This is a genomic window from Rhodococcus sp. NPDC057014 (assembly GCF_042673295.1).
Classification (GTDB): domain Bacteria; phylum Actinomycetota; class Actinomycetes; order Mycobacteriales; family Mycobacteriaceae; genus Rhodococcus_F.
Genome location: NZ_JBHUSF010000294.1, coordinates 1 through 11,724, shown reverse-complemented (window position 1 = coordinate 11,724; position 11,724 = coordinate 1). Strand labels below are relative to the sequence as shown.

Sequence of the window (11,724 nt, the reverse complement as noted above, 5' to 3'; positions counted from 1 at the left end):
GGGCAGCACGGTCGCCAGGGTCACCGGACGCGACGAATCCTTGACCGGAAGCGGGGCGGTCGCCGACGGGACGAACTCGCGCAGCGCCACCAGATCGCATTCGGCGGCGAGGCCTTCGAACGGCCGGGTCACGGCCGCCGCGGCGCTCTCCCGTTCCGCCTGCCGCTGGGCGAGCTTCTCGGCGCGGGCGCTACCAGGCTTCGGACCACTGTTTCTCTTGCTCTTCTTTGCCACGACGCCAAAACCTACACGCCGACGCGGCTCCGGTCAGGAGGCCAGCCATTTCTTGGTGCGCCCGGGGTGGTTGGTGGCCACCCAGCTGACCCCGAGTTCGCGGCACAGTTCGACGTCGCTGCGGTTGTCGACGGTCCAGCAGTACGTGGCCCGTCCCGCGGCGGCGGCCTTGTCGACGATGTCCGGGTGTTCGTGCAGCGTTTTCACCGACGGGCCGACCGCGGTGGCGCCGACGGTGGTGGCGGCTCCTCCGCCGAGGTACCGGGCGGATTCGCCGAGCAGCACGGTCGGGAGCATCGGCGCCGACCGGCGGATCCGCCACACCGCTCCGGCGGAGAACGACATCACGACGGCGCGGGAGTGGTCGGCGGACGGTGGTGCGGCGATGCCGAAGCGTTGCAGTTCGGCGAGAACCTTGCTTTCGACCAGCCCGCCGAAGCGCACGGGGTGCTTGGTTTCGATGAAGAGTTTCACTGGGCGCGCCGTCCAGTCCAGGGTGAGTGCGATCAGCGCGCTCAGCTCGAGAAGTTCGGCGGGCTCCTCCTCGGTGCCGTAGTTGAACTCCGTCAGTTCGTCGAGCGTCATCTCGCTGACGACGCCGGTGCCGGTGGACGTCCGGTCGACGGTGCGGTCGTGGACGCACACGAGGTGGCCGTCCCGGGTGAGCCGCACGTCGCACTCGAGTCCGTCCGCGCCTTCCTCCAGTGCCAGTTCGTAGGCGGCGAGGGTGTGTTCCGGCATGGCCGCGGATGCGCCTCGGTGGGCCACCACCAGGGGCCCGCGCCGGTCGGGGCTCACGACGCGACGGCTTCCCGGTCGGCGTCACTGGACGTCGTCTCAGTTTTCTCGGCCGACTTCGCGGCGGGCTTGTCCGCATCGGTCTGCGGCAGCGGGTCGGTGGCGATCACCCAGCGGGTGACGGGTTCCTTCGCGCCCTTCAGCGTCCGGCCCTCGAGCCGCCGGAGCACCATCAGCGCGAGGAGGGCGGTCGCGGACGCGACCAGCGCCGTGAACGCGGCCAGCAGGACGCCGTCCGCCATGGCCTGCAGACCCGGCCTGGATCGCCAGAACCAGTTGAAGACGACGAGCACGGCGCCGAAGACCCACAGACTCCACCAGGCGCGGACCAGCAGGACCGCGCGGGGGTCGCGGCGGATCACCTCGAGCAGGAACACTCCCGGCATCACCAGGTTCAGGCCCGGCACCGCGCACCCGACGACGACGTCGGTGGGGGTGCGGGGGTCGGATTTCTTCGCCCGGGCGAACGTGCGGCGACGCATGCGCAGCAGCCAGCACACTCCGGCGATTCCCGACAGCAGCGCGAAGAGCATCCCGCCGGCCTGACCGACGAACACGGCGATGTCGGACACGGCGAGCACGGTGGGGTCGATCAGCCGGGTCCGGTTGCGGAGGAGGACGGCGTACCGGCCCAGTTCGGCGAGCACTCCGAATGCGTACAGCCCAACGGTAATTGTGAGGAAGCGCGCGGCCTTGCCTGCGAGCAGTTCCGGCCAGTCGCGGCGGGTGGAGGGGGCGTCGACGTGATCGTGGAGTCCCCAGCGGGGGATCTCGGTGTAGTGCGGGGTGGGGCTCGGCGGCGACGGCTCGTCGGCGAGACCGCTGCGTTGCAGCGGAGGTCGCGCGATCCAGCGGAATCCCCGACTCGCGGGCGGCTGGTGGTGATCGGTCCGGACGGGGGCGAGCAGCACACCGTGGCAGCGGGGGCACCACTGCGCCGGGGAGCCGAGGACCGGCCACCGGGCCGCGCACCGCGCGCACACCTGAACGACGACGCTCATGCCCTCCGCACCCACTTCACATTGCCGATTCTGTCACGGCCCGCGAATACGGGCAGCCCACGACCGAATCGTCCTTTTTGGGGAGAATGTGTGAGCTGCACCACCGGAAATGCCGAGTTATCCACAGTTTCCACAGGTTCATACACAGTTATGGACAGTGTGAGTAGTGCTTATACACAGGTCAGAGCGCATGTGAATCCGGGATTGTTGACAGCTTCGGGTGAACGGTCCACAGCGGTGGATGAATTTGACATCGCAGCTCGGTGAACATTCGGACTCGGTGACCGACGGCTCGGCCCGGAATTACCCCTCCAGTTCGGATCGCCCGCGAAGCGACCCGAGAACTCCGGACCGGCCGTCGTCTCCCCCACCCGTGCCGGGCGAAAAGGTCCCGACACTTGATCTGACGCAGCCCGGCGGGGTTTGGTTCCACCCAATCTGTAATCTCGGAAACCGATGACGGAAGACGCCGGATCGCGGTGGCACCTCGGGCCCGCCCGTGTTCTCCGGGTGGCCGCCGCCCTGATCGTGGCGCAACTTCTCGTGCGGACGTGGGTGGCCGCGAACAGCGACTTCTACTGGGACGATCTGATCCTCGCCGGGCGCGGCGGCAGCCTCCCCCTCTTGTCGGGCGACCTCCTGCTCTACGACCACGACGGTCACCTCATGCCGGGGGCCTTCCTGGTGGCGGGTATCGCGACGCGGATCGCGCCGTATCAGTGGATCCTGCCGATGCTGACGATGGTCGCGCTGCAGGCGGTGGCGTCGTACGCGGTGTTCCGGTTGCTTCGCAAGATCCTCGGCCCGCGGCCCGTGCTGCTGGTTCCGCTGGCGCTGTATCTGTTCTCTCCGCTGACCGTGCCGGCGTTCGCGTGGTGGGCGGCGGCGCTCAACGCGCTGCCCCTGCAGATCGCGCTGGCGTGGGTGGCCGGCGACGCCCTCGAACTGTGCCGCACCGGACGGCGGCGGTACGCGGTGTCCGGCACGCTCGTGCTGATCGCGTCGCTGCTGTTCTTCGAGAAGTCCGTCGTCGTCCCGTTCGCCGCGTTCGCGACCGTCGCGCTGCTCGCGCACGTCGGCGAGCGGGAGCGGCCGGTGCGGTCGACGCTGCGGCGGGGCGCGGCCCTGTGGATCCCGTCGGCGGCGGTGCTCGCGGTGTGGGCCGGGTTCTACTTCTCCACCGTCGCGTCGCAGTGGGAGTGGGCGGGGGCGTCGCGCGCGGTGGAGTTGCTCCATCACGGCACGTCGCTCGGTCTGCTGCCCACGTTCGTGGGTGGGCCGTGGACGTGGGAGCGGTGGATTCCGAGTCCCCCGTGGGCGTCCCCGTCGACGTCGCTGGAGGTGATCGGCTGGATCGCCCTCGTCGTGGCGGTCGTCGTGACGGTCCGGCTGAAACGCCGGATCGGCTGGGTGTGGGTGCTCACCGCCGCGTACTTCCTGCTGTCGGTGACGGCGATGGTCGTCACCCGGTGGGGCGCCGACACCACGTACGAACTCGCGCAGACCCTGCGCTACTTCACCGACACCGCGGTGATCCTCGCGATCGCCGTCGCCGTGATCGCCCGGGCACCCCGGCGCCGAGCCGAACCCGTCCGGCTGCGGCCTCTGGTGGCGGCCGGTACCGTCGTCGCGTTCGTCGCGAGCAGCCTGTGGTCGACGTACACGTTCACCCGCAGCTGGGAGGAGAACCCGACCACCGACTACCTCGCGACCGCGCGGGCGTCGCTCGCCGACCGGGACGACGCGCCGATCCTCCAGCAGCCCACGTCCATCTGGGTGCTGTTGCCGGTGGCGTACCCGAACAACCTGGTGAGCCGCGTCTTCGCCCCGCTCCGCGACCGGCCCGCGTTCTCCGACAGCACCCCGGACCTCCGGATGATCGACGACGCCGGGTCCGTGGTCGACGCCCAGGTGACGTGGGTGCGTGCGATCGAGCCGGGACCCGTCCCGGACTGCGGGCACCTGGTGGACCGGCGCAGTTTCGAACCGCTTCCCCTCGACGGGCCGCTGACCGGCTGGGAGTGGACGGCGCAGCTCAACTACCTCGCGACGGCGGACGGCGAGATCGCTGTCGCGATGGAGGACGGCAGCCCGGTGCGGGTGCCGGTGCACCGCGGCCCGAATTCGGTGTTCGTGCGGCTCACCGGTGGCGGTCAGGGCCTGCGGGTGAGCACCCTGACCCCGGACCTGTCGGTGTGCATCGGGGTGGGCCCGGTCGGGGTGGTCGTCCCGAAGTAGCTACCGCCCGTACCGCGACCAGGCGACGCGGGTGTTCGCCGCACCGACGATCGCCGCGGCCACGTCGTCCCAGCTCGCGGCGGGGAGCCCGAGTTTCGCGAACAGGGAGCGGCGCGGCCCGGTCATCTCGATCGTGGCGTCGGGGAACCGCTTCTCCACCACCTCGCGCAGTGTGCCGATCCCGTCGACGATGCCGAGTTCGACGGCTCGGCGCCCCAGCCAGACGTCGCCGTCGAACAGTTCCGCCTCGGCCGCTTTCAGCTTGTCCCCGCGGCGGCCGACCACCCAGTCGCGGAACTCGTCGTGGATGCCTTCCTGGATCTGTTCGAGCCACTGCACGTCCTCGGACTTCTCCGCGAAGAACGGGTCGAGGCGGGCCTTCGCCTCACCTGCCGAATGCAGCCGTCGTTCGATGCCCAGGCGGTCGATCAGTTCGGAGAACCCGAATCCCGCGGAGATGACGCCGACGGAGCCGACCACCGAGGTGGCGGTCGCGTAGATCTCGTCGGCCGCGCAGGCCAGCCAGTAGCCGCCGGACGCGACGACGTCCTCGCAGAACGCGAGCACCGGCAGTTCGTGTTCTGTGGCGAGCTGACGGATGCGGGCGGCGATGTATTCGCTCTGCGTGGGAGACCCGCCGGGACTGTTGATCAGCAGCGCCACCGCTTTCGCGCCGTGCGTGGTGAACGCGCGCCGCAACGGTTCCTCCACGGATTCCGCGCTCAGCACGCGGCCGAAACCCGCTCCGCCGGACGCGATCATCCCCTGCAGCCGCACCACCGGGACCACCCCGGCGCCGGAGCCGCCGAACGCGTCGGGCAGCTTGTCGGCCAGCGGTTTCGGCAGGTTCAGTGGGATCTTCGCCATGAAATCAGCGTACCGATCATGGATCGGGCAGAGTGGTTCACATGGAGTTGCGAATCTTTACCGAACCCCAGCAGGGTGCCACCTACGACGATCTTCTGGCGGTGGCGCAGGCCGCCGAACGATTCGGATACGGCGCGTTCTTCCGCTCCGATCACTACCTCGCGATGAACACCGAGGGCCTGCCCGGGCCGACGGATGCGTGGATCTCGCTGGCGGGCATCGCCCGAGAGACGTCCACGATCCGCCTCGGCACCCTCGTCACGTCTGCGACGTTCCGGTACCCGGGGCCGCTGGCGATCTCGGTGGCGCAGGTGGATCAGATGAGCGGCGGTCGCGTCGACCTCGGCATCGGCGCCGGCTGGTACGAGGAGGAGCACCAGGCGTACGGCATCCCGTTCCCGCCGCTGAAGGAGCGGTTCGAGCGGCTCGAGGAGTCCCTCGCCGTGATCACCGGACTGTGGCGCACTCCGCTCGGGGAGACGTTCTCCTACGACGGGACGCACTTGACGGTCAAGAATTCGCCGGCGCTCCCGAAGCCGCGGCAGCCGCAGGGTCCGCCCGTCCTGATCGGCGGCACCGGCAAGAAGAAGACCCCCGCACTGGCCGCGAAGTACGCGAACGAATTCAACGTCCCGTTCCAGTCGATCGACGACACTCGGGACGTGTTCGAACGGGTCCGGCTCGCGTGCAAGACGATCGACCGCGACCCCGCGGAACTGGTGTACTCCAACGCGCTCGTCCTGTGCTGCGGGCGAACGGAGGAGGAGATCGCCAAGCGCGCCCTCAACATCGGACGCGAGGTGAGCGAACTGCGGGAGAACGGACTCGCCGGGTCGCCCGCCGAACTCGTCGACAAGATCGGCCGCTACGCGGAGGCCGGGTCGCAGCGGATCTACCTGCAGACACTCGACCTCGGCGACCTCGACCACCTGGAATTGGTCGCCAGTGAGGTCGTCCCGCAACTGAGCTAGGCGGAGGCGGAACCGTCCGTCACATCGTCCGTTCGAGACCGGCAGGTTCGTTCGACGGGCTCAGCACCGTTCCGTTCCCTCTCCGGCGGTGGAATGCTCGAGGTACGTCCGGACCGGCCGTGCGTCGACTCCACGAGGAGATGAACAGGTGCGATGAAGTACGTGATTACGTGGACGGTGCGTGAGGGCGGTTCCGCCGCCGAGAACGAGGAGGCAGCGCGACGGAGCCTCGAAGTGTTCGCGAGATGGACGCCGGCCGAGGGCGCGAACTTCCATCAGTTCCTCGGCCGCCTGGACGGCACCGGGGGATTCGCGTTCGTCGAAGCGGACGACCCGAACGACATCCTGGACGGTCCGACGAAGTTCGGGCCCTTCTTCGAGTTCCACGTCTACCCGGTCGCCGACATCGCCGTCACCACGCAGGCCGCGCAGCACGCGGTCGAGTTCCGGGGTGCGATCAGCTGATCCCGGCTCAGTGCCGGGTGGTCGAATCCTGATCCCGGCTCAGTGCCGGGTAGTCGAATCCAGGAACTGTCGGAGGTCGCGGTCCCACTGCGCGTCGCGGGCGCGGTTCAGGGAGGCGCGGCAGATGAGGAAACCGGACAGCGCGATCATCATCACCGCGAACCAGGTGAACAGTCCGGCGATCACACCGGCCACGCGGGCGGCGGACGACGACATCGGTTCGGTGGTGAGGTTGCCGTCGGCGTTGACCCAGATGTCCTGTTTGGTTCCCGAGGGGGTGGCGGGGTCGACGGTGATGTCGGCGTGCCGGGTTTCGTCACCCCAGGTCCACTTGGCGGGGGCGGTGTCGACGCCAGACGGTGCGACGTCGGAGGTGACGGACACTCCGGTGGAGTCGGCGAGCGTGGTGGCGGTGACTGTGCGGTAGTCCGCGACCTGCTTCTCCGCCAGCGTCAGCTGACTGTCGATGGTCCGGGCGCCCACGAGGATGGCGAGGGGCAGCATCGCGAAGGCGAGCACCACGACCGCGAGGGTGAGCATGTTCTCGATCCGGTCCGAGCGCCGGAGAAGCGGGTTGTACCGCTGACGAGCCGACCGCTTGCGCAGCCCTCGTGGTTGAGAGTTGTTCCACATTCCGGATCCGGTCCTCTCGCCGACAATTCCCTACCATCCAGGGTCGTACGCAAGGCAAACAAGATCAAGTCGATCCGGTGTGTTATTGGGCACTGTGCCGTATTACACTCATCTGCTTCCCGCCATCGCGCGATGCTCCTTGGGGCTCATTCCGCGCACGCGTTTGAACGCCGCACTCAGCGCGAATGCACTCCCGTACCCCACCCGCTGCGCCACCGACGCGACCGTGGCATCGGGTTCGCGGAGCAGATCCGCGGCGAGTGACAGCCGCCAGCCTGCGAGGAAGGTCATAGGCGGTTCGCCGACGAGGTCCGTGAACCGGCGTGCGAGGGCCGCCCGCGACAGTCCGGTTTCCGCGGCGAGCGACTCCACCGTCCATTGGTGTGAGGGGTTGTTCTGCAGGATGCGCATCGCCTTACCGACCACCGGGTCGCCCTGCGCCCGCACCCAGGACGGCGCTTCGGCCGCCGGCGTCGCGAACCAGGCGCGCAGCACGGCGATCAGCAGCAGGTCGAGGAGACGGTCCAGGACCGCTTCCTGGCCGGGCTCGTCGCGCACCACTTCGTCGTGCATGAGCGTGACGAGCCGGGAGTCCCAGTCGGCGCGGCGCTGCACGACGAGTCCGGGGAGCGCGGACAGCAGACGCCGGCTGATCTCGCCGGGGGTCTGATAGGTGCCCGTCAGCATGACGGTGCGGCCGTTCGCACTGTTGCCCCAGGTGCGCACCCCGAGGTGCATCGCCTCGGCGAGCGGTTCGCCGCGGAGGGTCGTGCAACTCTGGTCGGGGTTGATGATCACGTGCGGCGGGGTGTCCGGGTGGTCGGCGACGACGTACCGCTCGGGTCCGCGAATGATCGCGACGTCGCCCTCGGTGAGCTGCACCGGTTCGCCGGTGTGCGGGAGAATCCAGGCTTCGCCGCGGCCCATCGCGACAAGGCTGAGCGGCGCGTGGTCGTCGATCTGCAGCGACCACGGCGGCTCCATGATCGACCGGAGCACGAACGCTCCGGCGGCGCGGGGACCACTGATGAGACCGGCGAGGGGATCCACACGATCAGCGTAGACGCTCGCGTATGGAACAGCGCTTTTCAACCATGGAAAGTCTCGATGCCGCCGTCTTGACTGGAGACATGACAACCACTCCGCACTCGCTCGTCCTCACCGTCACCGGCAAGGTCGGCAGCCGCGTCCTCGCCCGGCTCACTGCCGCAGGCGTGCCCCGCGACTTCGCCGAGTACGTCCGCGCCGCGGCAGCGGTCGAGGTCTGGAGGATGTGATCATGGAGCGCTATCTGACGATCGTCACGGCGGTCGGCGCCGGCGTGGTGGGCGGCGTGATGTTCGCGTTCTCCACGTTCATCATGACCGGGCTCGGTCGCCTGGATCCGGCGCAGGGCATCTCGGCGATGCAGGCGATCAATCGCGAGGCGCCGAACTTCTGGTTCATGACGGCGCTGTTCGGTACCGCACTGACGTCGATCGCGCTCGCGATCGTCAGCGTGGTGCGGCACGACGGTTCGGCCGTGTACGCGGTGATCGCGTGCGCGCTGTATCTCGTGGGGATCGCCGCGACCATCGTCTACCACGTGCCGCACAACAACGCGCTGGACGCGATCGATCCCGCCGCGGCGGGCTCGGCGGACTTCTGGCGCGACTACGTGTCGGGCTGGACCGGGTGGAACCACGTGCGCACAATCAGCGCCATCGCGGCGTCCGCAGTGCTCACGTGGTCCGCGACCCGTGGTCGATAGTCCGGCGCCTACGAGGGCGGCAGAATGTCGGTCTGCGCCGGGACCTCGTCCTGCTTCAACAGGCCGACCGGGCAGCTGACGCCGGTCGCGTGCACGGGGCAGTATCCGCCGGGGTTCTTCGCGAGGTACTGCTGGTGGTAGTCCTCGGCGTAGTAGAACTGCGTGAGCGGCGCGATCTCCGTGGTGATCGCGCCGTACCCGGCGTCGGCGAGCCGCTTCTCGAAGGCCTCACCGGTGGCCTCGGCGATCTCCACCTGCTGTTCGTCGATGGTGTAGATGGCCGAACGGTACTGCGTTCCCTGATCATTGCCCTGCCGCATGCCCTGCGTGGGATCGTGGTTCTCCCAGAACTCCTTGAGGATCTCGGCGTAGGAGATCACCTTCGGGTCGAAGACCACGAGCACCACCTCGGTGTGCCCGGTGCGTCCCGAGCAGGTCTCCTCGTACGTGGGGTTCGGCGTGTAACCGCCGGCGTACCCCACCGCGGTGGTGTAGACGCCGTCGAGTTGCCAGAACTCCTTCTCGGCGCCCCAGAAACATCCCATGCCCACCACCGCGGTCTGCAAGCCCTCGGGGAACGGGGGTTTCAGGGGGTGACCGTTGACGAAGTGCGTCGCCGGAACCGGGATCGGCTGACTACGTCCGGGGAGGGCGTCCTCGGCGGTGACCATCACGGATTTAGCGGCTGCTCGACCCAGAAGCTCGTCGTACCAAGACATGATTCGATGCTACGCGCGGTGCCGGAGTGGTCTCACGGGCGAGCGCCGACTGCATGCGCATCCGTTCGGCGCGGGCGGTGACCCAGCCCGTCGCGGGCACCTCCACCCACCGGTAGAGCGCCTCCGACACCAGCGCCGTCACCACCAGAAACGCGATGACGGCCCCGGTCTCGCCGAACGAACCGACCGTGTGCTCGTACACCCGGTAGAGGATCAGGGTGTGGACGAGGTAGATCGCGTAACTGCGGGTCGCGGTCCACCGCACGACGGCCCAGTGCGCCGCGGGTCCGTCGTACCGGCCCACCAGCACGACGCACGCGGTGACGACGGCGAACGTCCAGAGGTAGTGATCGCCCGCCCAGTACACGCGGAAGTCGGTGGCGAGGCGGATCACCTCGACCTGCGCCAGCCCGGCGACGACGATCCACCGGCAGTCCGCGAGCCGCGCCCAGCCGAGGTAGATGATCTGCCCGAGGAACACGGCGGGCAGCGTCGCGGCGATCTTCGACAGCATCGGGACCGTGTAGGGCTGCGGCGCGTACAGGTTGTAGAGCAGGATCAGGGCGCAGATCGAGGCGCCGGCCATCGGCATCGCGATGGGCAGGGTGCGGAGCACGGGTCGCGCGGCGACGCAAGCGAAGTAGAACAGGATCTGCACGGCGAGGGTCCACGTGACCCCGAGCACCGCGACCTCCGGTTTGAGGAAGAAGCCGCCGAGCACGAAACTCAGCGCGGCGTCGACGTTCGACACACCGTCCTGGCCGCTGAACATGCCGTTGATACCCAGACGGACCAGCACGATCGCGGCGAGGACGGCCACCCAGAATGCGGGCAGGATGCGGCCGAGCCTATTGAACAGGAAGTGCCCGGGTTCGTGGCGAATCGCCGAACGGGTGATCAGCAATCCGGTCAGCATCATGAATACGGCGACCCCGAGAAACGACAGATGCTGGTTGAGTCCGCCCCGCTCGACGAAGATCTGATAGACGACGTCGATGAACCACCATCCGGTTCCGAGGTCGTCGATCAGATAGAACGAGATGTGCGAGTAGATCACGGCCAGAACAGCGAAAAAGCGGAGCAGATTCGCGCCCGTGAGCTCCACACGCGGCGCGGCCGCATGCGAATCTGCAACGGGTGTCAGCGAAGGCATCGCGTCAGCTTAAGGTTCCGTTCACCGCTCGGACGAATTCTCACGACATTCAGTGTCGCCGCGCCAGCCTTTTTTCGGGTGCCCGAACTTTCCGTTCCGGGAATCGCTCCGTGACCCCAACTGTTGCGCAGGGTGTACCAATGAGATTGGGTATATACCCGAGAACGATTCGCCAAAGGCGGGTGTCAGGCGCGTGCCCACGTGTCGTCGACACCCGGAACACACCAGGGCTCACAGCCCGTTGATGAAGGGACCCTCGTGTCTGTTTACACGCTGCCGGAACTCCCGTACGACTATGCAGCTCTCGAGCCGCACATCTCCGGCAAGATCATGGAACTGCACCACGACAAGCATCACGCCGCGTACGTGACCGGTGCCAACACGGCGCTCGACAAGCTGGCCGAGCTCCGCGAGTCGGACACCCTGCCCGCCGTGGTCAACCTGCACGAGAAGAACCTCGCCTTCCACCTGGGCGGCCACACGAACCACACCGTCTTCTGGAACAACCTCTCCCCGGACGGCGGCGACAAGCCGACCGGTGAGCTCGCGGCCGCGATCGACGACCAGTTCGGCGGCTTCGACGCATTCCGCAACCACTTCTCGGCCAACGCCAACGCCATCCAGGGCTCCGGCTGGTCCATCCTGGCCTGGGATTCCATCGGCCAGCGCCTGCTCATCGTCCAGCTGTACGACCAGCAGGGCAACATCCCGATCGGCCTCACGCCGCTGCTGCTCCTCGACATGTGGGAGCACGCCTTCTACCTCGACTACCAGAACGTCAAGGGCGACTACGTCAAGGCATTCTGGAACATCGTGAACTGGGCGGACGTCGCCGCTCGCTTCGAGAAGGCACGCACCCAGACCGCGGGCCTGATCGTATAGTTCTCGCTTGCCG

14 protein-coding genes are annotated in these 11,724 nt (G+C 68.0%); 6 read left to right on the top strand and 8 right to left on the bottom strand.

What is annotated here, in order from left to right; genetic code table 11:
- The 3 genes from ACFTZB_RS36230 to ACFTZB_RS36220 all read right to left on the bottom strand — a co-directional run.
- Positions 1 to 234 (bottom strand): DUF5926 family protein (locus ACFTZB_RS36230; RefSeq protein ID WP_378439272.1); only part of this gene is annotated, 234 nt, incomplete at its 3' end.
- A 33-nt stretch (positions 235 to 267) separates the two neighbouring features.
- Complete coding sequence (locus tag ACFTZB_RS36225) at positions 268 to 1,032, bottom strand: glycerophosphodiester phosphodiesterase (protein ID WP_206007591.1); 765 nt, start codon at positions 1,030 to 1,032, stop codon at positions 268 to 270.
- Complete coding sequence (locus ACFTZB_RS36220; protein WP_378439270.1) at positions 1,029 to 2,033, bottom strand: DUF4328 domain-containing protein; 1,005 nt, start codon at positions 2,031 to 2,033, stop codon at positions 1,029 to 1,031. The genes ACFTZB_RS36225 and ACFTZB_RS36220 overlap by 4 nt, the downstream gene beginning before the upstream one ends.
- 456 nt (positions 2,034 to 2,489) lie before the next feature.
- Here ACFTZB_RS36220 and ACFTZB_RS36215 point away from each other — a divergent pair, with 456 nt between their 5' ends.
- Positions 2,490 to 4,271 (top strand): hypothetical protein, encoded by a 1,782-nt coding sequence (locus ACFTZB_RS36215; RefSeq protein ID WP_378439268.1) that lies wholly within the window; start codon positions 2,490 to 2,492, stop codon positions 4,269 to 4,271.
- Here ACFTZB_RS36215 and ACFTZB_RS36210 read toward each other — a convergent pair whose 3' ends face one another.
- Positions 4,272 to 5,138 (bottom strand): S49 family peptidase, encoded by an 867-nt coding sequence (locus ACFTZB_RS36210; protein WP_124392095.1) that lies wholly within the window; start codon positions 5,136 to 5,138, stop codon positions 4,272 to 4,274. It abuts the gene before it with no gap.
- Positions 5,139 to 5,179: 41 nt separating this feature from the next.
- Between ACFTZB_RS36210 and ACFTZB_RS36205 the strand changes: the two genes are divergently transcribed.
- Together ACFTZB_RS36205 and ACFTZB_RS36200 are read left to right on the top strand one after the other, a co-directional pair.
- Positions 5,180 to 6,109, top strand: a complete 930-nt coding sequence (locus tag ACFTZB_RS36205; protein WP_378439265.1) for an LLM class F420-dependent oxidoreductase — start codon at positions 5,180 to 5,182, stop codon at positions 6,107 to 6,109.
- Between the two features lie 153 nt (positions 6,110 to 6,262).
- Positions 6,263 to 6,574, top strand: a complete 312-nt coding sequence (locus tag ACFTZB_RS36200; RefSeq protein WP_072938686.1) for a DUF3303 domain-containing protein — start codon at positions 6,263 to 6,265, stop codon at positions 6,572 to 6,574.
- A 39-nt stretch (positions 6,575 to 6,613) separates the two neighbouring features.
- Here the strand turns inward: ACFTZB_RS36200 and ACFTZB_RS36195 are convergent, their stop codons facing one another.
- Positions 6,614 to 7,207, bottom strand: a complete 594-nt coding sequence (locus ACFTZB_RS36195) for a hypothetical protein (protein ID WP_378439263.1) — start codon at positions 7,205 to 7,207, stop codon at positions 6,614 to 6,616.
- Between the two features lie 108 nt (positions 7,208 to 7,315).
- Entirely contained in the window at positions 7,316 to 8,257 is a 942-nt protein-coding gene (locus ACFTZB_RS36190; RefSeq protein ID WP_378439261.1) for an AraC family transcriptional regulator, read from the bottom strand.
- Between the two features lie 80 nt (positions 8,258 to 8,337).
- On the opposite strand from ACFTZB_RS36190, the gene ACFTZB_RS36185 reads away from it, so the two are divergent.
- Both ACFTZB_RS36185 and ACFTZB_RS36180 read left to right on the top strand, forming a co-directional pair.
- The gene (locus tag ACFTZB_RS36185) at positions 8,338 to 8,484 is read left to right on the top strand and encodes a hypothetical protein (protein ID WP_378439259.1); all 147 of its coding nucleotides are present in this window, start codon (positions 8,338 to 8,340) and stop codon (positions 8,482 to 8,484) included.
- 2 nt (positions 8,485 to 8,486) lie between these two features.
- The gene (locus ACFTZB_RS36180; protein WP_378439257.1) at positions 8,487 to 8,957 is read left to right on the top strand and encodes a DUF1772 domain-containing protein; all 471 of its coding nucleotides are present in this window, start codon (positions 8,487 to 8,489) and stop codon (positions 8,955 to 8,957) included.
- A gap of 8 nt (positions 8,958 to 8,965) precedes the next feature.
- Here ACFTZB_RS36180 and msrA read toward each other — a convergent pair whose 3' ends face one another.
- Both msrA and ACFTZB_RS36170 read right to left on the bottom strand, forming a co-directional pair.
- A complete protein-coding gene (gene msrA / locus ACFTZB_RS36175; RefSeq protein WP_378439255.1) occupies positions 8,966 to 9,676 on the bottom strand; it encodes a peptide-methionine (S)-S-oxide reductase MsrA in 711 nt (236 codons plus the stop codon).
- Positions 9,636 to 10,829 carry an acyltransferase family protein gene (locus tag ACFTZB_RS36170; protein ID WP_378439253.1) on the bottom strand — a complete coding sequence of 398 codons (1,194 nt, stop codon included), beginning with the start codon at positions 10,827 to 10,829 and terminating at the stop codon, positions 9,636 to 9,638. Before ACFTZB_RS36170 ends, msrA begins: the two co-directional genes overlap by 41 nt.
- A 258-nt stretch (positions 10,830 to 11,087) precedes the next feature.
- Here ACFTZB_RS36170 and ACFTZB_RS36165 point away from each other — a divergent pair, with 258 nt between their 5' ends.
- The gene (locus ACFTZB_RS36165; RefSeq protein ID WP_012691075.1) at positions 11,088 to 11,711 is read left to right on the top strand and encodes a superoxide dismutase; all 624 of its coding nucleotides are present in this window, start codon (positions 11,088 to 11,090) and stop codon (positions 11,709 to 11,711) included.
- Positions 11,712 to 11,724: the final 13 nt, after the last annotated feature.

Excerpts from the sequence above, each read along its gene's own strand:
- ACFTZB_RS36180 (WP_378439257.1), top strand. The coding sequence starts at position 8,487 with ATGGAGCGCTATCTGACGATCGTCACGGCGGTCGGCGCCGGCGTGGTG.
- msrA (WP_378439255.1), bottom strand. The coding sequence starts at position 9,676 with ATGTCTTGGTACGACGAGCTTCTGGGTCGAGCAGCCGCTAAATCCGTG.
- ACFTZB_RS36210 (WP_124392095.1), bottom strand. The coding sequence starts at position 5,138 with ATGGCGAAGATCCCACTGAACCTGCCGAAACCGCTGGCCGACAAGCTG.
- ACFTZB_RS36185 (WP_378439259.1), top strand. The coding sequence starts at position 8,338 with ATGACAACCACTCCGCACTCGCTCGTCCTCACCGTCACCGGCAAGGTC.
- ACFTZB_RS36220 (WP_378439270.1), bottom strand. The coding sequence starts at position 2,033 with ATGAGCGTCGTCGTTCAGGTGTGCGCGCGGTGCGCGGCCCGGTGGCCG.
- ACFTZB_RS36195 (WP_378439263.1), bottom strand. The coding sequence starts at position 7,207 with ATGTGGAACAACTCTCAACCACGAGGGCTGCGCAAGCGGTCGGCTCGT.
- ACFTZB_RS36215 (WP_378439268.1), top strand. The coding sequence starts at position 2,490 with ATGACGGAAGACGCCGGATCGCGGTGGCACCTCGGGCCCGCCCGTGTT.
- ACFTZB_RS36170 (WP_378439253.1), bottom strand. The coding sequence starts at position 10,829 with ATGCCTTCGCTGACACCCGTTGCAGATTCGCATGCGGCCGCGCCGCGT.
- ACFTZB_RS36205 (WP_378439265.1), top strand. The coding sequence starts at position 5,180 with ATGGAGTTGCGAATCTTTACCGAACCCCAGCAGGGTGCCACCTACGAC.
- ACFTZB_RS36200 (WP_072938686.1), top strand. The coding sequence starts at position 6,263 with ATGAAGTACGTGATTACGTGGACGGTGCGTGAGGGCGGTTCCGCCGCC.